Origin of the sequence: Metabacillus sp. 22489, from assembly GCF_052044855.1 — a bacterium.
Classification (GTDB): domain Bacteria; phylum Bacillota; class Bacilli; order Bacillales; family Bacillaceae; genus Metabacillus; species Metabacillus niabensis.
On record NZ_JBQENT010000017.1, the window covers coordinates 44,125 to 64,199 of the forward strand.

Consider the following 20,075-nt stretch of genomic DNA (forward strand, 5'->3'; position numbering starts at 1 on the left):
AACGGATATCAACAGGAAAACGATTGTTTCACTACGCACTTCTTTATAAAAGGACAATTATCTTTGCCCTCGTCATGTTAACATTTGCTGTTGCAGCTGAATTAACAGGGCCGTTTATCGCAAAGAAAGTGATTGATGAGCATATGAGGGGCATTGAAAGTCCTTGGATTGAAGTGGAAGCTAAGGATGATCAGACAGTCGAATATAATGGGCTTTTCTATAAGAGAAGTTCAAACGTGACAGAACAAGATACGGTAGGAGATGCCCAACTGCAAATCGTCCAGGTTGGGCGATCCTTCTATTCAACAAATCAACATTTATCATTTGATGGAGATAGAGAAGTTAATGGGCAACAATTGACTGTTATAAAGGGAAATCAGGAGGCAACTTATCAAATTGAAAAGTTAAGCCAAAAGGAAATTTTCGCCTTTTATCAGCCGGAAATTAAACCTATCGTTATATTATTAAGTTTCTATGTAGGTTTATTAGTTATTGCAGGATTTTTCCAATACGGTAAAACCTTAATGCTCCAAAAGGCGGCCAACCGGATCATTCAAAAGATGAGAAAGGATGTATTTGAGCATATTCAACGGGTTCCTATTCAATATTTTGATAACAGACCTGCTGGAAAGATCGTTTCGCGTGTAACAAATGATACTGAAGCGATTCGAGAGCTTTATGTAAAAGTGTTAGCGACATTTTTTACAAGTGGAATTTATATGACGGGAATTTTTGTCGCATTATTTTTCCTTGATACAAGGCTTGCGTTAATTACACTTTTACTAGTACCTATTATCGCTCTCTGGGTTATCGTCTATCGGAAACTTGCATCAAAATATAACCACCTTATTCGCACAAGGGTAAGTGATATCAATGGAATGATTAATGAATCTATTCAAGGAATGCCAATTATTCGGGCATTTCAGCGGAAGGAACAGATCACAAAGGAATTTGAGGATTTGAACTATGAACATTTTACGTATCAAAATAAATTGCTAAGTTTAAATTCTTTAACATCTCATAATTTAGTCGGTGTTCTCCGTAATGGAACCTTTGTCGTACTAATTTGGTACTTCGGCGGGCAATCGATGGACGCTGCCGGTATTATTTCAATTGGAATGCTCTATGCCTTTGTTGATTATTTAAATAGATTGTTCCAACCTGTTACAGATATTGTGAACCAACTTGCCCAGCTTGAGCAGGCGCGTGTTGCTTCGGAACGGGTGTTTGAATTGTTAGATGAAAAGGGAGAAAATGTTGCAGAGGGTGAGATTTCTCGATATGAGGGAAATGTTCAATTTACTAATGTGACATTTTCGTATGATGGAGAGCATGACGTTCTCAAAAATATAAATTTCCAAGCGAGTAAGGGTGAGACTGTCGCATTAGTCGGGCATACTGGGTCGGGGAAAAGCTCGATTATAAACCTATTATTCCGTTACTATGATATTGAGAAGGGCAAAATCACGATTGATGGTAACGATGTGAGCGCACTTCCAAGACAGCATTTAAGAAAGCATATGGGCATTGTACTTCAAGATCCGTTTTTATTTACAGGGACTATTTCGTCAAATGTTAGTTTAGATAATCCAAATATTTCTGAGGAGCAAGTTATAAAGGCTTTAAAGGATGTTGGTGCTGACAGGTTTATTGAAAAGCTTCCAAAGCAGTATGATGAGCCTGTTCTTGAGAAAGGAAGTACATTGTCTGCAGGTGAGCGTCAGCTTATTTCGTTTGCCCGCGCACTTGCTTATGATCCCGCTATTCTTATTTTAGATGAAGCAACAGCGAATATTGATACTGAAACAGAAGCAATGATTCAACGAGCGTTAAATATTGTTAAGGAGGGCAGAACAACGTTCATTATTGCCCACCGCCTATCAACGATTCGTAATGCTGATCAAATCCTTGTCTTAGATCAAGGAGAAATAGTTGAAAGAGGAAACCATGAAGAGCTTCTTAGACAAAAAGGAAAATACTATCAAATGCATCAGCTTCAGCTAGGAAGAGAGGTTTCAAGGGTTAGTTAAGAGGAATGGAGAGTCTCCTAAAAGGTGAGGCTCTCCATTTTCATTGCTTAGAAAATCCAAATACATATTAAATCCCCCTCCAACTGTTAAATGAGCTAACGGTTGAAGGGGGATTTGAATTTTTAAGATACAAATTCTCTTTACTTCTTCAATAATAAATAGACAAAGTAAGGAGCACCGATGAGTGAGACCATGATGCCTGCTGGTACGCCGCTTGGTTCAATGAGGTTTCGTCCGATCGTGTCGGCGAACAGCAATAGCCAGCCACCAAGCAAGATCGCAACAGGGATAAATAATTGATTTCTCGGGCCGACTAATGCCTTTGCAATATGTGGGGCCATCAGTCCGATAAATGAAATGCCTCCTGTAACTGAAACTGCAGAAGCAGCTAATGCAACAGCTGTTAGAAGTAAAATAATCCGTTCCTTTTCAATCGAAAGCCCTACCCCAATAGCAACAGGCTCGCTTAATCCTAAGAGATTTAATCGATTAGCTTTATACAACGTAAATGGAATCAGGACGATTAACCAAGGAAGGAGCGCCCATATAAATGGCCAATCCGTGCCCCAAATATTACCTGCAATCCATTGGGCAATAAAATCAACCTTTGTTCGTTCAGCGGAGGAGATTAGAACAATCATCGCTCCAGAGAGGGCTGTTGAGAATCCTACTCCAATTAAAACAACTCGTACAGGCTGCAGGCCACTATTTTTGTTGAAAGCTAACAAATAAATCAGACAAGCTGTTAAAACAGCACCTAAAAAGCCGACGAGTGGTATCATATAAACAAAAGAACCAGCTTCGATTGGGAAAAATAAAAAGAAAACAGCAATGGCAACACCTGCACCAGAATTGATTCCGATGATGCCAGGGTCTGCTAAATCATTCCTAGTGATTCCTTGTAAAATTGCACCGGAAACGGCTAGTGCCATCCCTGCTAACAAAGTGATCAATATTCGTGGCAATCTAATAGAAAATAAAACAAATTCCTCTTTAAAGGTACCTTGACCTAACAAAATATGGATGAGTCGATCATATGACACACTCGCACTCCCCATTCCTAAGCCAATAACAATAGTAGCTAGAATAAGAAGTAGAGAAATAAATAATATGAGTCGTTGTTTTTTTATTAGTGCTGGATGGATCATGAGAATGCTTTTCCTCCTTTTTTGACAATGATTAGGAAGAAAGGTAATCCAAAAATAGCTACAATTGCTACTACTGGTGTTTCGTATGGCGAATTAAGAGTACGACCGAGTGTATCGGCAAATAGCATAAAAGTGGCTCCTACAATGGCTGACATCGGTAAAATATAACGGTAATCAGTTCCTACTATTACACGAACAATATGCGGGATCATCAGACCGATAAAAGCCATATTCCCAACCAGAGCAACAGATGCACCTGCAAGAATGATAATGACAATAAATAGAAGAATTTTGATTTGTGTAATATTTTGTCCTAATCCAACCGCTACTTCCTCACTTAAACTGAGAATTGTAAGCTGTCTTGAAAGAAAAAGAGAAATAATGATCCCAACGATAATAAAAGGAACAATCACTTGGAGCTGATTCCACGTTGTACCGATCATTCCCCCCGCTGTCCACATGGAAATATCTTTTGAAATTTTAAAATAAAGGCCAATTCCTTCTGCAAGTGCGAATAAAAAGGAGGAAATTGCTGAACCTGCTAAGACAATCCGAAGTGGAGAGAAACCTCCCCTTCTAATAGCGCTAATCCCAAATACCATTATTGCTCCTACGGCTGCTCCAATAAAGCAAGCGAGCATTGTGATAAAGTAATTGGCTGACGGGATAAAGGCGATCGTAAAGGCCAATGCTGCATAAGCGCCAGCAGACAGCCCGAGTAAGCCTGGATCAGCAAGTGGGTTTCTTGTCATTCCTTGCATAATTGCGCCGGAAACGGCAAGAGCAGCGCCAACAAAAACAGCTGCTATTTCACGGGGTAAACGAATTTCACGGATGATTGAAATTTTTTCTCCCGAAGCAGAAGATGTCAGAGCTAACCATACATCCCTAACCGAGACGTCTGCTGCACCAAAAACCATTGCTACGACAAACATACTGATAAATACTATGATAGTTATAATCAGTTTGAAAATAAATGGGATTGAATTTCGAGTTTTGTTGTTTGTCATGAGTCTCTTATTTATTCCTTTCTTTTGAATAGGGAAAGGGGTTGATTGAATTGTCAATCAACCCCTGTCAAATGAACCACCACTTATCTTGGTGATTCATTTAACATACAAGCAGTAGAATCCTAGCTTCTTAGTGTTTTATTTGCCGAGAAAAGCTTCCTTGAAAAAGGCAAGTTGCTTTTCAAGAGTAACTGGGTCAGTAAATGATGCACCTTCCCCTTGCATTTCAATGACATGGCCATTTTTAACAGCTGGAATGTTTTTATATGTCTCAGTTTCTTGGAATGCTGTATCTGCATCAGAATACTTACTTAAAATGACATAATCTCCTGCATATTCCGGAAGTACTTCAGTTGACAGTGTGTAATAACCTGCCTTTGATACGTCTGCTTTTACTTTTTCAGGCATTTTCAATTTCATAGCTTGATATAAAATTTCTGTTCCGCGTGCCCAATTGTCACCGTAAACATATAGGTCTTTACCAAATGCTTCGATAACAGATACAGTTGCATCCTCACCGATTTTTGCACGGATTTCGTTCCCAGCCTCTTCAGCACGTTTCTTAAAGTCATCAACCCAGGCTTGAGCTTCTTTTTCTTTGTTTAATAGCTTACCAATTTCTAAGTGTTGTGTTAAATAATCTACTTTGCCCCATGTATAAGTAACTGTAGGAGCAATTTCCTTTAATTTGTCCACATTTTTAAGAGTTGATAGTCCGATGATTAAATCTGGCTCTAATTCGATAATTTTTTCTAGGTCATCCTCTGATACTTCCGCAACATCCTTTAATTCCTCTGAAAAGGTTGGATTGTTTTTAGACCAAGTATCTACACCAACAACATTGACGCCTAATTTAATGACATCTCCAGTGTAGCCTGAAAGCACAACAACTCTTTGTGGATCAGATGGAACCTCAACTGGACCTGTTTCAGATTCGTATGTAAAGGTTTCTGGCTCTTTCTCCTTTGGTGTCGAGCCGCTTTCTTCTTTGCTAGATTCTGAGTTTCCACAAGCGCTAATAATGAGCGTTAGCATTAGCATAAACGGGACTAATAGTTTCTTCTTCATATGTTGTTTCTCCTTTTAATAAATTATAAGTAACACACATTGGTTTATTTGTTCTCGGGTCACGGCCAATCATTGCATCAATTTGAAAAACTTCATGGAGTACTTCTTTCGTGATAATTTCTTCACAAGCACCTGCTTTCACAATCTCACCATCTTTTAGGGCGATAATATAATCAGCGAAACGAGCAGCTTGGTTCAAATCATGTAGAACCATAATAATAGTTCGATTTTGTTCACGATTTAATTTCTGTAACAATTCTAAAACCTCTAATTGGTGAGCCATATCTAAATATGTCGTAGGTTCATCAAGAAAAATGATTTCTGTTTCCTGAGCGAGCGCCATTGCGATCCAGACTCGCTGACGTTGACCTCCTGATAGTGCATCGACAGGCCGAAATTTATAGCTAGTAGTACCTGTAACCTCTAATGCCCAATCGATGACTTCATAATCCTTTTTCGTCAATCTGCCTAAGCCGGATTGGTAGGGAAACCTTCCATAGGAGACTAATTCCCCAACGGTCAATCCAGCTGCACCTTCAGGGGTTTGAGGAAGGATAGCCATTTTTTGAGCAAGAACCTTTGTATTTTCTTTTGAAATATCTTTGCCGTCTAATAGGACTGATCCTGATTGATGAGCAATAATGCGAGTAATTGCCTTCAGCAATGTTGATTTTCCACAACCATTGGATCCGATAATGGTTGTTATTTTTTTATCTGGAATCGTTACACTGAGATTCTTGACAATTAATCGTTCACCATAGCCAATGTTTAATGCATCAGTAAGTAGGCGAACCATCTTTATGACCTCCATAGTAATATAATAAATGAAAATGATTATCAATATTGATTACGATATTAATATAAATTTTTCTTTATTAAATGTCAATATAAATAAAGTTTGAAATTAGTAACTTTTATAAAATGTTCTGAATACTTAGGAGATTAGAAGCTAATGGGAATCCAAAAACTGGAAATGTAAAAATGATACAGTTTGAATAGAAATTAAAATAGTGAATGATTGGAAAAGGATTGTATGAAATGTTTTTATAAGTTAAGTGTAATTAAACGTAGAGGCGGTTTTTGAAGGGGAAAATAGTGTCATTACATAAACCGCTTTTAAAAACTGAAGAGGATATTCATAAAGAATTCCTCTTCGGGATTACAAGCTATAACGTTTAAACGGAAATAGAACCAGACGAGTTCTTATTACTTGTTTTTTGTTCTGGAACACGTATTAAAATAATGAGACCGATAATAAATAGTAGAACTAGGCTTAATACGCCGGCATTTGAACTTCCTGTCAGCTGGGAAGTGACACCAACAAGAAGCGGGCCCATGATCGAGGCGAATTTGCCAAATATATTATAAAAGCCGAAGAACTCATTTGCCTTTTCTTTAGGTATAAGCTTAGCGAAATAGGATCTGCTTAGAGCTTGAATCCCTCCCTGTGAGGTTGCGACAAGCATTGCTAATATCCAGAAATCTAATGTAGTCTTTATAAAGTAAGCGTAAATACAGACAATCATATAGACAATGATGCCGACATATAGCATCTTTTTTCCAGTAAATCTTTCTGATAAACGTCCATAAAGTATCGCAAAAGGTGCTGCAACAACCTGTGTGATAAACAAAATAATTAATAAGCTTGTCGAGCTAATTCCAAGGTCTGTTCCGTATGCAGTGGACATTGAAATAATTGTTCCAACACCATCAATATAAAAGAAATAAGCGAGTAAAAATAAAAACAAAGCTCTATATTTTTGAATTTCCTTTAGTGTCGTTCCTAAACGTCTAAAACTATTAATGACAGGGTTCGGTTCACGTTTAATGTAATACCTTTGTTTTACGTTTTTAAGCAGTGGAATTGTAAATATTGCCCACCAAACAGCTGTGATCAGGAAGGCGATTTTACTGGCAATCGTTGTTGAAATAGGAATGATGTTATTTTGAGAAAGGATGATAACAGCAATACTTATAATAAAGGGTATCGTACTACCGATATAGCCAAAGCTAAAGCCACGCGCAGAGATATCATTCATTTTTTCCTCTGGTGTTACATCAACTAAAAATGCATCATAGAATACATTTGCACCGGTCGATCCGACAGCTGCAAACGTATAACATATTAATAAGAGCAACCATTGATCACTCGGTATAAACGCTAAAAAAGCGGTAGATAGCACACCTAATGAAAAAAAGAACATAAAAAACCGTTTTTTAATTCCTTCATAATCGGCAATTGTACCGAGAATTGGACCTAGCATAGCAAGGATAAAGGTTGCTATTGCAACTGTATAACCTAAATAGGCTGTTGAGTCTGCTGCGCTAACCCCAGCATTTGTAGCTGCAGCTTTATAAAAAATAGGGAATACTGCTGTTGTAATAATGATTGAATAGGCAGAGCTTGCCCAATCATATAAAATCCAACTATTTTCCTCTTTCGTGAGACGCCTCATATATTTGCCCTCCCTAGTAACATTTAATTCCATTGTACAAGAAAAAAAGGGAATAAAATGAAAAACTAGTAAATTTTACGGATAATTTACAAACCGATAAATCATTCAAATGTATTTTAAATCGATCATGATTGTTACTAGAAAGGATAACTTATTAATTTAAATTTATTTCCATTACAGTAGAAACATCATGAAATCCTAGCTTTTCATAGAGAATTTTTGCTGGATTACCAGTATAGACATTAAGATGGACCTTTCGATAGTTTTGCTGCTGCAATTCCTTTAGTGCTCGCATCATCAGTTGTTTCCCTACACCCTCATTCCGATAATCAGGGAATACGTATATCGAAAGGATACTTCCTGTTTTCTCCGTATGAATTGGATTGAAGTCTGGCCCAATTAATACCCACCCAATAATCCAGTGATCTTTTACAGCGATAAGATAATAAGCCCCATTATTTAGTAAAGGGGAAAAAACGTTATAGCCTATATTTATATCTGATTGCACATACCCCATTGAACTTTCGCCCATCACATATGAAGTCAATTGAAGCAACTCGTTAGTTTCAGCAATATTTGCTCTTCTTATTTTCATCTATATGTCACCTCATCTAAGTATTCATTTACCCAGTATATGGGTTCACCATCGAAAAGGTTAAATCGCAACAATAGTTAATCGATAAACTAACAATAAATCGAAAATGAATATAGTTTTATAGCTTGAAAATGCGAATCTACTAAATGAAATTGAAAGAAATAGGGTTATCTTTTTGATGGATAGAAGGATATAACAGATATTAGGTAATCGATTAATATTATTGTAATTAAAATATTCGGAAATTTTTCAGAAAATTACTTTAATTTAATAAGTTAAGGAAGTATAATAGTGACAAAAAGATAACGCTTTCAAAAAAGGAGGGGTGCGATTTACTAGGTTAAAGGAATCTAGTTCCTTTTAGTGTTTTGTTAATTGTAGCGGTCATACAAATTATATTTTAAGTAAGGGGAGGATATTTTGAAGAAGGGGAAACAGTACTTATCTATTATATTAACAGTTGCTTTAATTTTTTCAGTCCTACCGACAGCTTTTGCTGCAACGGAAACGAAATCAAATGCGATTAATCTTGTAGATTCTAATGCTTCAAGCTATACGAAACAATTGTTTGCATATTTGCAAAACATAAGTGGTAACCAAGTGTTGTTTGGACATCAGCATGCGACAGATGAAGGATTGACGATAACAGGTTCAGGAACTCGTGTGGGGTCAACTCAATCTGAGGTGTTAAATTCAGTTGGTGATTATCCAGCTATATTTGGATGGGATACATTAAGTCTTGATGGAGATGAAAAACCAGGTTCACCTGATAATACGGATGAACAAAATCGGCAAAATTTAATTACATCAATGAAGGTAGCACATGATTTAGGCGGAATTGTTGCCCTTAGTATGCATCCTCCTAACTTCGCGACAGGCGGTCGTTATAATGATACGAGTAGTAAAAGTGCGGTTGCAGATATTCTTCCGGGTGGTCCTGCCAATGACGAATTTAATGCATGGTTAGATAATCTTGCAGTATTTGCTAATAATTTGAAGGATGATAATGGAGAATTAATCCCAGTAATATTCCGTCCTTTCCATGAACAAAATGGAGGCTGGTTCTGGTGGGGAGCTCAAACGACTACTACAAGCGAATACAAGGAGTTATATCGTTATTTAGTTGAGTACTTACGCGATAAAAAGGGGGTGAGCAACTTTTTATATGCATTCTCACCGAACGGACCTTTTGATGGAAATAGAGAGGAATATTTAAAAACATATCCGGGGGATGATTATGTTGATATTATTGGACTAGACCAATATGATAATCAAGATAATCCTGGTTCAGAGTCATTTATTAGTAAGCTAGTAAATGATTTAGCGATGATTTCACAAATCGCTCAAGAAAAGGGGAAAGTCTCTGCGTTTTCTGAATATGGCTATAGTCCTCAAGGGATGAAAACAACAGGAAATGGAGATTTGAAGTGGTTTACAAAAATTTCAAATGCAATAAAGAGCAACCCTGATGCTAAAAAGGTTTCATATATGCAAACATGGGCTAACTTTGCTTTAGGTGGAAACTTATTTGTCCCATATAAAGGCTATAAAAATGCTCCAGAGGGTGGAGAGGACCATGAATTATTACCGGATTTCACCGATTTCTATAATGACTCTTATTCTGCGTTTTTAAAGGAAGTTGGCACTGTGTATACAGGTGAGCAAATTCCGACTACAGAGGAATCACCATTTATGCATGTTGTCTCACCAACAGAAAATGCTGAAATTAAAGCAAATACAACAACAATACGTGCAAGAGTATTGAATGATCATCCGGCAAAGGTAGTCTACACTGTAGAGGGTTCAGATGAAGAGTTCCCGATGACACTTGATAAAGACGGATTCTATTATACAGCTGACTGGTCTCCATCTGCAGCCGTTAACGGAAGAACAGCAAAAATTACTGTCAAAGCTTATGATAATGCTAATAATGTATTGCATGAACAGGCAGTTACAGTAATTGTTAAGGTTTCTGAAATTGCGATAAAGAGTTTTACGTTTGATGAAGGGATCGAAGGGATTCAAAGCAATGGTGCTTATCCTGATACGATTAAAACGTCTATTGAGCATGCAATAATAAATGATAATGGAATGTTAAAAATTAATGCGACGAACATGGAACAAAATCAAACGTGGCAAGAATTAAAGCTAGAATTGAACGATTTACCTGACGTAAACCTTGGTGCTGTAAAACGAGTGACGTTTGATGCGTTAATTCCTGTTAAAGCTAAAACGGCGAACGCAAGTGTTTTAGGGATAGCCATGCTTCCTCAAGATTGGAATACAAAGTATGGTGAATCTACAACAGGTAAACAATTGGCTGAACTTGAAACAACGACAATTGAAGGAAATGAATATGCAAAATATACAGCGTCAATTGATTTAAATGATCCTGCTAAGTCAGAGGCTGCTACAGGTCTCGCTCTTTCATTAATCGGAAAAGAGCTGAAACTAGAGAGTGGTGCTTTCTTTATTGATAATATTAGACTTCTTAGTGTTTTTGCTGAGGCTCCTAATGATCCATCATTAGTTGATGATTTTGAATCATATCTCGGAAGTGATGCTGCATTAAGTAAGGCGTTTGTTCCTGCAAATGGAAGTGTTTCAACGTCTTTAAGTGGTGCGAATAAGCAATCTGGTACGTACGGATTAAAGTATGACTACTCACTTAGTGGTCCAGGAGACTATACAGGTGTTACAAAAACATTAAATAATGTAAATTGGTCAGAGTTTAACAAGCTTCAATTTTGGTTAGATTCTGACGGGAAAGCGCAAAAGCTAGTTATCCAAATTAATATTGGCGGAATTTCATTTGAAGCTTATCCATCTTTAGCTGCTGATGGTTCAGGATTAATTGATGTTCCATTTAGTGAATTTACTCCTGCACCTTGGGATGCTGGCAATGCCGGTAAGGTCATTACAAAAGAGAACCTAAAAAACGTTACGAAATTCTCAATTTATATTAATGCGCAAGATGACTTAGCAGAGCCAATTAACAGTACACTTTATTTTGATGATATCAAGGTTGTTAACGATGGTAGCGGCGGTGTGCCAAACGGTGGAGATGGTCCTGGAAGTATGCCGGAGCAACCGGGCTTATTATATGATTTTGAAGAGGGAACTGATGGTTGGGTCATTGAATCGAATGAAGCAAATGCAACAAATGCGGTAGTGACTGATGAAGCTGCTTCACATGGTACAAAGTCATTAATGTCAATATTTGATTTAACAAAAGCTCCAGGCTTTGAATTTGCAAAGGTACAAGCTCTAGATCTATCTGCAGTCAAAGCGATAAGTACGAAGGTTAAATTATCAACTGGTACAGCGAATGCACGCCTATATATTAAAACAGGCTCTGATTGGGCATGGGTAGATAGTGGTGTCGTTGTTGTAGATGATAGTGAATTCAAAACATTAACGATACCGTTGGAGGATATTGCAAATCCTGATAGTGTTAATGCAATTGGTGTGAAAATTGAACCACTAAGTGGGGAAGGTACAGCCAAAGCTTACGTTGATGAGGTTGAGTTACATGGTGAAGGTGAAGACCCAGGAACAGGCCCAGGAACAGACCCAGGAACAGATCCGGGAACAGATCCAGGAACAGACCCAGGAACAAATCCGGGAACAGGTCCAGGAACAGATCCCGGAAAAGAAATTCCAGAAGACCCTAAAACGGAGGTCCCAGCTACGGAAACTCCAGATAAAGAGGAGACGGTAACAAACAAACCAGAAAAAGAAGCAGCCACTCCTGTACAAGTAGATCAAACTGATAGGAATAAGGAAAAGGGCAGGAATGAATTACCAAGTACAGCAACTAGTCAATATAATTGGTTATTACTAGGTTTAGTAGTTCTTGCTGTTGGCATAACGATCTTTGTTATTCGTAAATCGAAGGTAACAACAGAATAGAAAAATTGAAACAATTGGGCTGACAATACATTCAATGTCAGTCCTTTTTTTAAGGGTTGAAATCCATAGAGGGCATATGAAAAAAATTATCTATTTTCCAGTGCTTTGTTAGCAGTGAAAGAAGTTTTTGAAAATTAGTAATGTATCATTAGTAACAAATGATATTGAAAAATATAATAAAGAGTAATAGACAGGTACATTGTATATATGGAACGGACAGAAGATATTATGAAAAAAGCTTTTGTCTTACCGAAAAATAGGGAAAAGGTATGATAAGTTTGCGACTGCACAAAATGAAAATAGTATAAATGGAGTAGGTTCTATGAATCAAAATGATCTTTTAGTCTATTTTTCTTTTGAAAATCTAGTTTTTGATTGTTAATATGTAAAATGTTATAAAAAATGTAAAAGGATGGTATATAATGACTAAAAGTAGTTTTGATTACAAAACAAAATTAAATCAAAGCAGAAAACTATTTGTCAAACGAATCGCTACTTTAACGGTTGCTTCGACATTAGTTTTGACTGTTACCCCAACTCTCTATAATAATCCCTTGAATAATTCTTTGTTTGGTTCGTCTGTAGCGTACGCTCAATCAAGCAACCTTATGGATTCATCTGAAATCACAAGTAAATTTCATATAAATCATGGATACGATAATGAATATACTTCTCACACTTTGGTAAATGACGGACGTACTTATCTAACGGCTGAGCAAAATAATCTTGTTTATACAATTAAATTTCCTGATGAACTTGCTTATTTACTTGATGATGACCAAATTGTAAGTAGGTTAGTAGATGAGTTTGTAGTTACAGGTTTTGTATTGGACAGTAATAATGAGCAGATTACATTAAGTTCTTATTACCATCCACCTGAAAATTATGTACAAATTAATAAAAATACAAACAGTGTGGTTTTTAAATTCTCTGACTATTTAAAATCCTATGGGCTAAAAACCGTTGAAGACACTAGTTACGGGTTTTGGGTCGAAATAGAAACAAGTTATAAGGGAATTGCTAACGGTGATTATACTTTTAAGACAGCACTAACTGAAGGACCTGTTAATTTAGATACATTAGAAAGTGCACATTTAATTATAATGTCTATCACTTATAATGATGATTCAGTGGTCCCGGCACCAACACCAGATCCAGAGCCGACACCAGATCCAGAGCCGACACCAGATCCAGAGCCGACACCGGATCCAGAGCCGACACCGGATCCAGAGCCGACACCGGATCCAGCGCCGACACCAGATCCAGAGCCGACACCGGATCCAGAGCCGACACCGGATCCAGCACCAACACCAGATCCAGAGCCGACACCGGATCCAGAGCCGACACCAGATCCAGAGCCGACACCAGATCCAGAGCCGACACCAGATCCAGCACAGACACCAGATCCAGCGCCAACGCCAGATCCAGCACAGACACCAGATCCAGCACCAATGCCAGATCCAGCGCCAACATCTGAACAGGACAATGGTGACTCAAAGAACATTGAAAAAGATGAAATATCTAAAGAAACTCCTGTCGCAAAGCAAGTTAATACAAATAATAATAAATCTCAAATAAAAGTTACGACAACCGAAGAAGGTGGAGAGCTGCCTAAAACAGCTACTAGTAATCTAGCAAATAGTCTTGCGGGAGCTGCTGCTGCACTTCTAGGGGTGGGACTTTTCATAATAAGAAGATTTAAACGTACTGTTTAAAGATAGAGAGGCTGTCTGTTAGGTAATACTTAACAAGACAGTCTCTTTTAAACTATGACAATTGTCTCTCCCACAAATCTATCTAGGCAACTCATTTGCGTATTGCTTTCTTAAATGACTTAGTTCCTCAAGCTTTTTTAAACTTCTTTCTTTATTTTTCATCCCAGTCGCGATAATTAAATTCTCAACCATATATGTTGGTGCAACCATTGAGTGAAATTCTTGTAATTCCCCTCTGCTAGCAAAGAGGACGCTATCTGCTAAGTCTGTAAAATCAGAAATTAGCTGATCAGTTAATAGGATCGTTTTATATCCAACGGTTTTAGAATGCTGTAAAAGAACCTTCGCCTCTGGTAGTAAGCGAATAAATCCAAAAATAACAATAACGTCATCTTTACTAATGTGGAGTAAATCTTCGAAAAGCTCACTGCCGTTGTTTTCAATTATTTTAATCGATAGTCCATACCTTGCCATTCGATAGCGCATTAGCTCGCCAAGGCCCTTTGAGGGACCTGGGCAATAGAGGAAGATTTGCCGTGATGTTAATAACGTTTGTATGGCTTCGTCAAAATTTTTAGCTGAGAAATGTTGAAGAGTTTTTTCAAGGTGGCTCACACTAATTGATAACGTATGATGCTGTAATTCCCCGCCTTCTACTTGCTTCATAATATTTTGCATTTTCCCTGCTGGAGAAGATTCTAGTTGCTCCTTTACCTTTAATTTAAACTCTTTAAAGTTTTTATAGCCAACAGAACGCCAAAATCGTGATACAGAAGCAATGCTCATATCAAGCTTATTTGAAATCTCCTGTTCTGTAGAGAGTAGGATGAATTCAATATTCTTTTGAATGTAATCTGCTATTTTTATTTGATTAGGAGATAGTGCTTCCTTATTCCAGTTTAAATCAATCATATCATGACTCCTTGATATCTATTTTTCTACTATTTAGACTATCATATTTTTGTCTATCACATGTAAGTTTTTTTACACCTTAACATTAATTGATAATTTTTTTACATTCAATTTACATGTTCATTATAGTTTGTTAATAAAACGTCTATACACTGTAAGTAATTCAGATTAAGGAGGTTTTTCCTATGGCTCATATCAATCAAAGGTATGTATTAACACAGTCACAAAAAATGATGGTATTTATTTTGGCGATGTCGCTGTACGGTTTATCAAACATGATAACCGAGCTAATTCCAGAGGTTAGAGTTGGTCCGATTGAGTTCTCGGTTGAGTATTTTGCGTTTATTCCATTGACTCTATGTATCCTTTTCCATCCTTTATATGCTGCAATTGGGGCGTCTCTTGGTGAGGTTATTTTTGGAGAAATTATGCTAGGGCAGTTTGGTGGGCTTGGTGAATTAGAGAAGTTTATTGCCTTTTCATTAGCGATGTTTATTGCTGGATCTTTAGTGAGTGACCCGAAAAACAAACGCCAGGTTGGGATAGCGGCGATGACAGGTGTTATTATTCATCAATTAATTAGCTGTCTTGTTGATATAACGAAAGTATGGATAGGCCTTGAGGAGTTAGAGGCAGTGCCAGGTTTAGCTGAGAGCGTGTTAGTCATTGAAGGCGCTTCATTTCTAAATGATGTATTATTCTCAGGGATATTATTTGCCTTGCTTCCTACATTATATTTAGTACCGAGATTATATGGGAAAATTGAACCTTTGCTTGGTATGAAGCCAAGAGACCGTTCTGTTCATTACTCTATTGGCGATATTCTTGCACCGAGACTAGTGGTTAGTGCAATTCTAATAGCTGCGTTTGCATTTGTAGCTGAATTTATGGCAGAAGCTGATATGAATATTATTGAATGGGAAGCAGAGCTTGGGGACTATTTTATTTGGATTAGTATGGGAGTTGCGGCAGTTGTTGCATTGTTAACGATTGTGTACATGGTAATGAATAAAAACAAACGTATTAGTAAGGAAGGATAATGATGTCAATCCAAATTAAAAATGTCACCTTTACTTACCCAGGGGCAGAAAAAGCAATATTAAAAGATGTATCATTGGAGATTGGAAAAGGCGAATTCGTCGCCATCGTTGGCGGGAATGGGAGTGGAAAATCTACCTTGTGTAAGCTGATGAATGGGTTGATTCCACACTACTATGTTGGTGATTTTTCAGGTGATGTTCTCATTAATGGAGATTCTACATTAAAAGGGAAGGTTGCTGATTTTTCAAAGCAGGTTGGCTATGTCTATCAAGACTTTGAAAACCAGCTTGTCCGCCCAACTGTTCTTGATGATGCATGCTTTGCACCTTTGAACTTTGGGTATGCGGATTATCGTGAAAGAGGGAAAGAAGCATTAAGGATTGCAGGGCTTGTTGGGTATGACCATGAATTTATATGGCAATTAAGCGGTGGGCAGAAGCATTTATTGGCATTAGCTGGCGCCCTTTCTTTAAATCCAGATACTCTTATTATTGATGAGCCTGTTGCCCAGTTGGATCCGTATCATGCAAAGGAAATATATGAGGTATTAAAAAAGTTACATGAAACATATGGAAAAACAATTATCGTCATTGAACATCATACAGAATTTATTGCTGATTATTGTGAGCAGGTTGTTTTAATGGATAATGGCCAAGTGGTATGGAATAAGCCAACGAACGAAGCGCTTTTAGAGGTGGAACAACTAATGGAAAAGCAAATCTATCCTCCTCAAGTTACACAAGTAGCCTACCGTTTGAATTTACAAAAGCCATATCCACTTACGTTACAGGAAGCAGATCGATATTTTAAGGACGTTAGGATTAATTTAAATTCGGAGAACATGCGAAATGAAGTTAACAATGCGGAGGCTGAACCGTTTATAACGATATCAAATCTCGATTATGGTTATAAGACCGTTAACCGTGATAAAAAAACGGTGTTGAAAAATCTTAATTTAACGATTAACCGTGGAGATTTAATTGCGCTTATAGGAAATAATGGAGCTGGGAAATCGTCCCTTATGAAATTGCTCACTGGGCTTGTAAAACCTAATAATGGTGAGGTTGTCATAAACGGTTTTGATACGAGGAAATACAAGCCTGAGACTTTAGCAGATTTTATTACATACATTTACCAAAATCCTGAAGAGATGTTTATTGAAGATAGTATTAGAAAGGATGTTGAATTCTATTTAAAGGCTAGAAAAGTAAAGGATTATGAAGAGACTGTTGATAGACTTTTAGAGGAATTTGACCTTACAGATATACAAGATTATGATGGTCGTTTATTAAGTGGTGGACAGCAAAGAAGAGCATCTCTTGCAATCGGAATCGCGATGAAGCCTTCTGTGATTTTATTAGACGAGCCAACAGCTAACTTAGATATTGCAACAAGAAAGCATATTACGAGCTTAATCGGCGGATTACAGAGCACTGCCCAGACCGTGATTATTGCAACACATGATATGCAGTTAGTTGCTGAGTGGGCGAATCGTATCATTGTCCTTAGCGAAGGGAAAGTCATTCATGATGGTACAAAGGAAACGGTATTTTCTAAACCTGAATTACTTAAAAGCGCAGGGCTTGAACCGCCACAAATTTTAGAATTAAGTAGAAGGTTAGGGTTAAAACCACTTTCATATACTGTTGCAGACTTTGTTGAGAGAGTAGAGGGGAGGAGAGCGGAGATTGGATTATACTCGCAAACTGTTTGATAAATTATCTGTTGAACAGGTGAAAATTGAGCTTTTAAATACTGCATATGGGAATGGAAATACATTTTTGGCGAAGCTAGACCCTCGTACATTGTTTATTTGGTATATATTCTTCGGAATTGTTCCGTGGTTTATCCATAATCAAGCGATTCTCTTTAGTATGTTTATATTTATGATATTTACGACGATCCTTGCTAGAGTAAGTCCTCTTATTCTCTTTATCTTAACGTTAGGCTTAATTAGTCAGGCCGGTTACATGGTCGTTGTATCGTGGTTTTTTGGAGGAAATCTCGAGGTGCTGCTTCCGTTAATGAAGCTAACGTTAAAGCTTTCTGTCATTTCATTGGCGAGTATTACTGTCTTTTGCTCAATGGATCCTGAGAAGCTTAGTGACGGCCTTTTAAGTATTGGTGTACCAGGTCAAGTTTCTTTTAGTATTGCCTATGGATACCGAATGCTGCCTAGTTTACTAGAGGAGTATCACCATGTGTTTCTCTCTTTTCGTTTAAGAGGGAAAGCGCCTGACAAAAACGGATTCCTTTTTTGGCGGGTAATTGTTTACTTTTGTAAACTAGCAGTTTTATCTTTTTATCCATTAATCTTAAGTACTTCAAAACGTGCAAGAACGACTGTTGAGGCATTGGAAACAAAAGGCTTTTCATTTGCGTTTCATAATCCAAGTGTAAAAAAGCTAAAGCTAGCACATCTCAAATTTACAACTCGAGATTATGCGTTTATTGGCCTATCAACAGTTTATATCGTCTTAATATTTATTCTCTTCTAAAAATTGAAAAGGAGGTTCATGATGTATATTGATTTCCATACTCATGTAAAACTATCAAAAAAGACAAACTTTATGCCGGACTATTTTGCCGAAATGATGAGGGAGGCAAAGGAAAGTGGATTAACGGCAATTGCGATGACTGAACACTTTAATACGTTAAGGTATACAGAAATCTATGATTACCTTGATGCGCATTATTCTTATGAGAAAGATTACTATAATATAGATGGATTAAAGCTCTTTCCTGGTTTAGAAGTAGATGTGAAAGAGATAGGACATATTCTTATAATAGGAAAAAGAGATGATATTTTATCAATTCATTATGCGCTAGAGAACCATAAGGAAGATGGAAGTTTTATTGCTTTTAATGAATTACTTAATCTTGCTGAAGGATATGATGTGATTAAAATCGGGGCACACCCATTTAGAAAAAGCACACCGTTGTATCAGCATGATCCTGAACAGCTAAAAAGATTAGATGCGTTTGACTTAAATGGAAAGGACCTTTATTCACAAGGAGAAGAACAATATATTGAAAAAATAAAACCATTTGCTAAAAACTTAGGGGTACCAATTGTTGGAGGTAGTGATACACATCAATTTCTTCAATATGGATGTATTATGAATAAGCTTAAACTTGAATGTCATACGATTCGCGATTTAAAGAGTTGTATCATTCAAGGCAAATATACTGTTGAAATCTCTCCTTCTCTTCCTATTAAGGTGAAATCGGCAAAGCTAGCAAAGAAGTTAATGAAACAAATGATTGAATTAAAGGCTAATGTTTTTTCGTAAAGAATTGGTAAAAGAAACTGGCTTCTTTTGAAGCTGGTTTTTTATTGTCTATTTTTTTGATAGTAGTGTTTTGAGTGGAATCGAAAAATAGCACTTCTTTAACGAAGCATGTCAGAGGCGATCGCTTAAGGAGTGAGGGCGCCAAATTCCGCCTAGCAAAAGAGCATTTGAACTAAAAGTGGGGAGGCTGGTTTTGTGGAATCTTGATTTCCGAAAAACCATTGAGCTAAAATACCTAAATATCGGTTTTGGATATCGGTCTTTAGGAGGAGACAAAACAACGAAGAATATTGCTAGAAATAGGCTTAACTTCCTGTGGAAATTTACAAGGGGGAGGAGGATAGTTCCGTTTTTCTTTACATTTCTGTTTTCATCTGTTCTTATCGGATGAGATGTGATATTGGTATATTATAGGAAATTTTTATACAGGGACGACAATATGTTCCGTTTTTTGAAATTGTCCATTCGCATTTTGGGTACTCACAATTTATATAGATGAATACCAAAAAATAAAAACAATAGGGAGATGAATAGAATGTCAGGTTTAATTCAAGTTACTCCAGCTGAGCTACATGGCATGTCACAAAAATATGCAGAAGAAAGTCAACAAGTTAATGATCAAATTGGCCGTTTAAATGTTATGATTCAAAACTTAACAGAAATTTGGAAAGGTCAATCAAGTGAAGCATTTGCTGAACAATATGAAAGTTTAAGACCATCTTTCGAAGCAATGGAAAGATTACTTCAAGATATTTCTACTCAATTAGCTAACACTGCTGATGCTCTTGAAGATGCAGATAAACAAATCGCAAATCAAATCAGAGGATAATCTCGTTACAACTGATAAGAAAAGAAGAGACTGTCTCGAAATCCTAGGGTCAGACCCATTTGGGGA

General features: G+C 37.1%; 15 protein-coding genes. 8 read left to right on the top strand and 7 right to left on the bottom strand.

Going from position 1 to position 20,075, the window contains the following annotated elements; translation table 11 throughout:
- Positions 1–5 precede the first annotated feature (5 nt).
- The gene (locus ACTJJ9_RS12035; RefSeq protein WP_145582571.1) at positions 6–2,030 is read left to right on the top strand and encodes an ABC transporter ATP-binding protein; all 2,025 of its coding nucleotides are present in this window, start codon (positions 6–8) and stop codon (positions 2,028–2,030) included.
- Between the two features lie 140 nt (positions 2,031–2,170).
- Here the strand turns inward: ACTJJ9_RS12035 and ACTJJ9_RS12040 are convergent, their stop codons facing one another.
- The 6 genes from ACTJJ9_RS12040 to ACTJJ9_RS12065 all read right to left on the bottom strand — a co-directional run bounded on the left by ACTJJ9_RS12040 (position 2,171) and on the right by ACTJJ9_RS12065 (position 8,307).
- On the bottom strand, positions 2,171–3,178 hold the full coding sequence (locus tag ACTJJ9_RS12040; protein WP_095300390.1) for a FecCD family ABC transporter permease: 1,008 nt from the start codon (positions 3,176–3,178) through the stop codon (positions 2,171–2,173).
- Positions 3,175–4,188 carry a FecCD family ABC transporter permease gene (locus ACTJJ9_RS12045; protein WP_095300416.1) on the bottom strand — a complete coding sequence of 338 codons (1,014 nt, stop codon included), beginning with the start codon at positions 4,186–4,188 and terminating at the stop codon, positions 3,175–3,177. Before ACTJJ9_RS12045 ends, ACTJJ9_RS12040 begins: the two co-directional genes overlap by 4 nt.
- A gap of 138 nt (positions 4,189–4,326) precedes the next feature.
- Positions 4,327–5,256 carry an iron-hydroxamate ABC transporter substrate-binding protein gene (locus ACTJJ9_RS12050; protein WP_145582567.1) on the bottom strand — a complete coding sequence of 310 codons (930 nt, stop codon included), beginning with the start codon at positions 5,254–5,256 and terminating at the stop codon, positions 4,327–4,329.
- Positions 5,204–6,052, bottom strand: coding sequence for an ABC transporter ATP-binding protein (locus ACTJJ9_RS12055; RefSeq protein WP_095300380.1), 849 nt, complete (start codon positions 6,050–6,052; stop codon positions 5,204–5,206). Before ACTJJ9_RS12055 ends, ACTJJ9_RS12050 begins: the two co-directional genes overlap by 53 nt.
- Before the next feature lie 379 nt (positions 6,053–6,431).
- Positions 6,432–7,712: an MFS transporter gene (locus tag ACTJJ9_RS12060; RefSeq protein ID WP_145582568.1), complete on the bottom strand. Its 1,281-nt coding sequence runs from the start codon at positions 7,710–7,712 to the stop codon at positions 6,432–6,434.
- A gap of 154 nt (positions 7,713–7,866) precedes the next feature.
- Positions 7,867–8,307: a GNAT family N-acetyltransferase gene (locus ACTJJ9_RS12065; RefSeq protein WP_145582569.1), complete on the bottom strand. Its 441-nt coding sequence runs from the start codon at positions 8,305–8,307 to the stop codon at positions 7,867–7,869.
- Between the two features lie 420 nt (positions 8,308–8,727).
- Between ACTJJ9_RS12065 and ACTJJ9_RS12070 the strand changes: the two genes are divergently transcribed.
- Both ACTJJ9_RS12070 and ACTJJ9_RS12075 read left to right on the top strand, forming a co-directional pair.
- A complete protein-coding gene (locus tag ACTJJ9_RS12070; RefSeq protein ID WP_145582570.1) occupies positions 8,728–12,219 on the top strand; it encodes a glycosyl hydrolase in 3,492 nt (1,163 codons plus the stop codon).
- A 422-nt stretch (positions 12,220–12,641) separates the two neighbouring features.
- On the top strand, positions 12,642–13,934 hold the full coding sequence (locus ACTJJ9_RS12075; protein ID WP_186324280.1) for an LPXTG cell wall anchor domain-containing protein: 1,293 nt from the start codon (positions 12,642–12,644) through the stop codon (positions 13,932–13,934).
- Positions 13,935–14,012: 78 nt separating this feature from the next.
- Here ACTJJ9_RS12075 and ACTJJ9_RS12080 read toward each other — a convergent pair whose 3' ends face one another.
- Positions 14,013–14,846, bottom strand: coding sequence for a MurR/RpiR family transcriptional regulator (locus tag ACTJJ9_RS12080; protein WP_145583970.1), 834 nt, complete (start codon positions 14,844–14,846; stop codon positions 14,013–14,015).
- 185 nt (positions 14,847–15,031) lie between these two features.
- On the opposite strand from ACTJJ9_RS12080, the gene ACTJJ9_RS12085 reads away from it, so the two are divergent.
- The 5 genes from ACTJJ9_RS12085 (at position 15,032) to ACTJJ9_RS12105 (ending at position 20,009) form a co-directional block, all read left to right on the top strand.
- Entirely contained in the window at positions 15,032–15,886 is an 855-nt protein-coding gene (locus ACTJJ9_RS12085; RefSeq protein ID WP_145583972.1) for a cell division protein FtsQ, read from the top strand.
- Positions 15,887–15,888: 2 nt separating this feature from the next.
- Entirely contained in the window at positions 15,889–17,601 is a 1,713-nt protein-coding gene (locus ACTJJ9_RS12090) for an energy-coupling factor transporter ATPase (protein ID WP_255451985.1), read from the top strand.
- Positions 17,576–18,385 carry an energy-coupling factor transporter transmembrane component T family protein gene (locus tag ACTJJ9_RS12095; RefSeq protein WP_145583977.1) on the top strand — a complete coding sequence of 270 codons (810 nt, stop codon included), beginning with the start codon at positions 17,576–17,578 and terminating at the stop codon, positions 18,383–18,385. Before ACTJJ9_RS12090 ends, ACTJJ9_RS12095 begins: the two co-directional genes overlap by 26 nt.
- 21 nt (positions 18,386–18,406) lie before the next feature.
- Complete coding sequence (locus ACTJJ9_RS12100) at positions 18,407–19,180, top strand: PHP domain-containing protein (RefSeq protein WP_145583979.1); 774 nt, start codon at positions 18,407–18,409, stop codon at positions 19,178–19,180.
- A gap of 535 nt (positions 19,181–19,715) precedes the next feature.
- The gene (locus tag ACTJJ9_RS12105; RefSeq protein WP_095300356.1) at positions 19,716–20,009 is read left to right on the top strand and encodes a WXG100 family type VII secretion target; all 294 of its coding nucleotides are present in this window, start codon (positions 19,716–19,718) and stop codon (positions 20,007–20,009) included.
- Positions 20,010–20,075 lie beyond the last annotated feature (66 nt).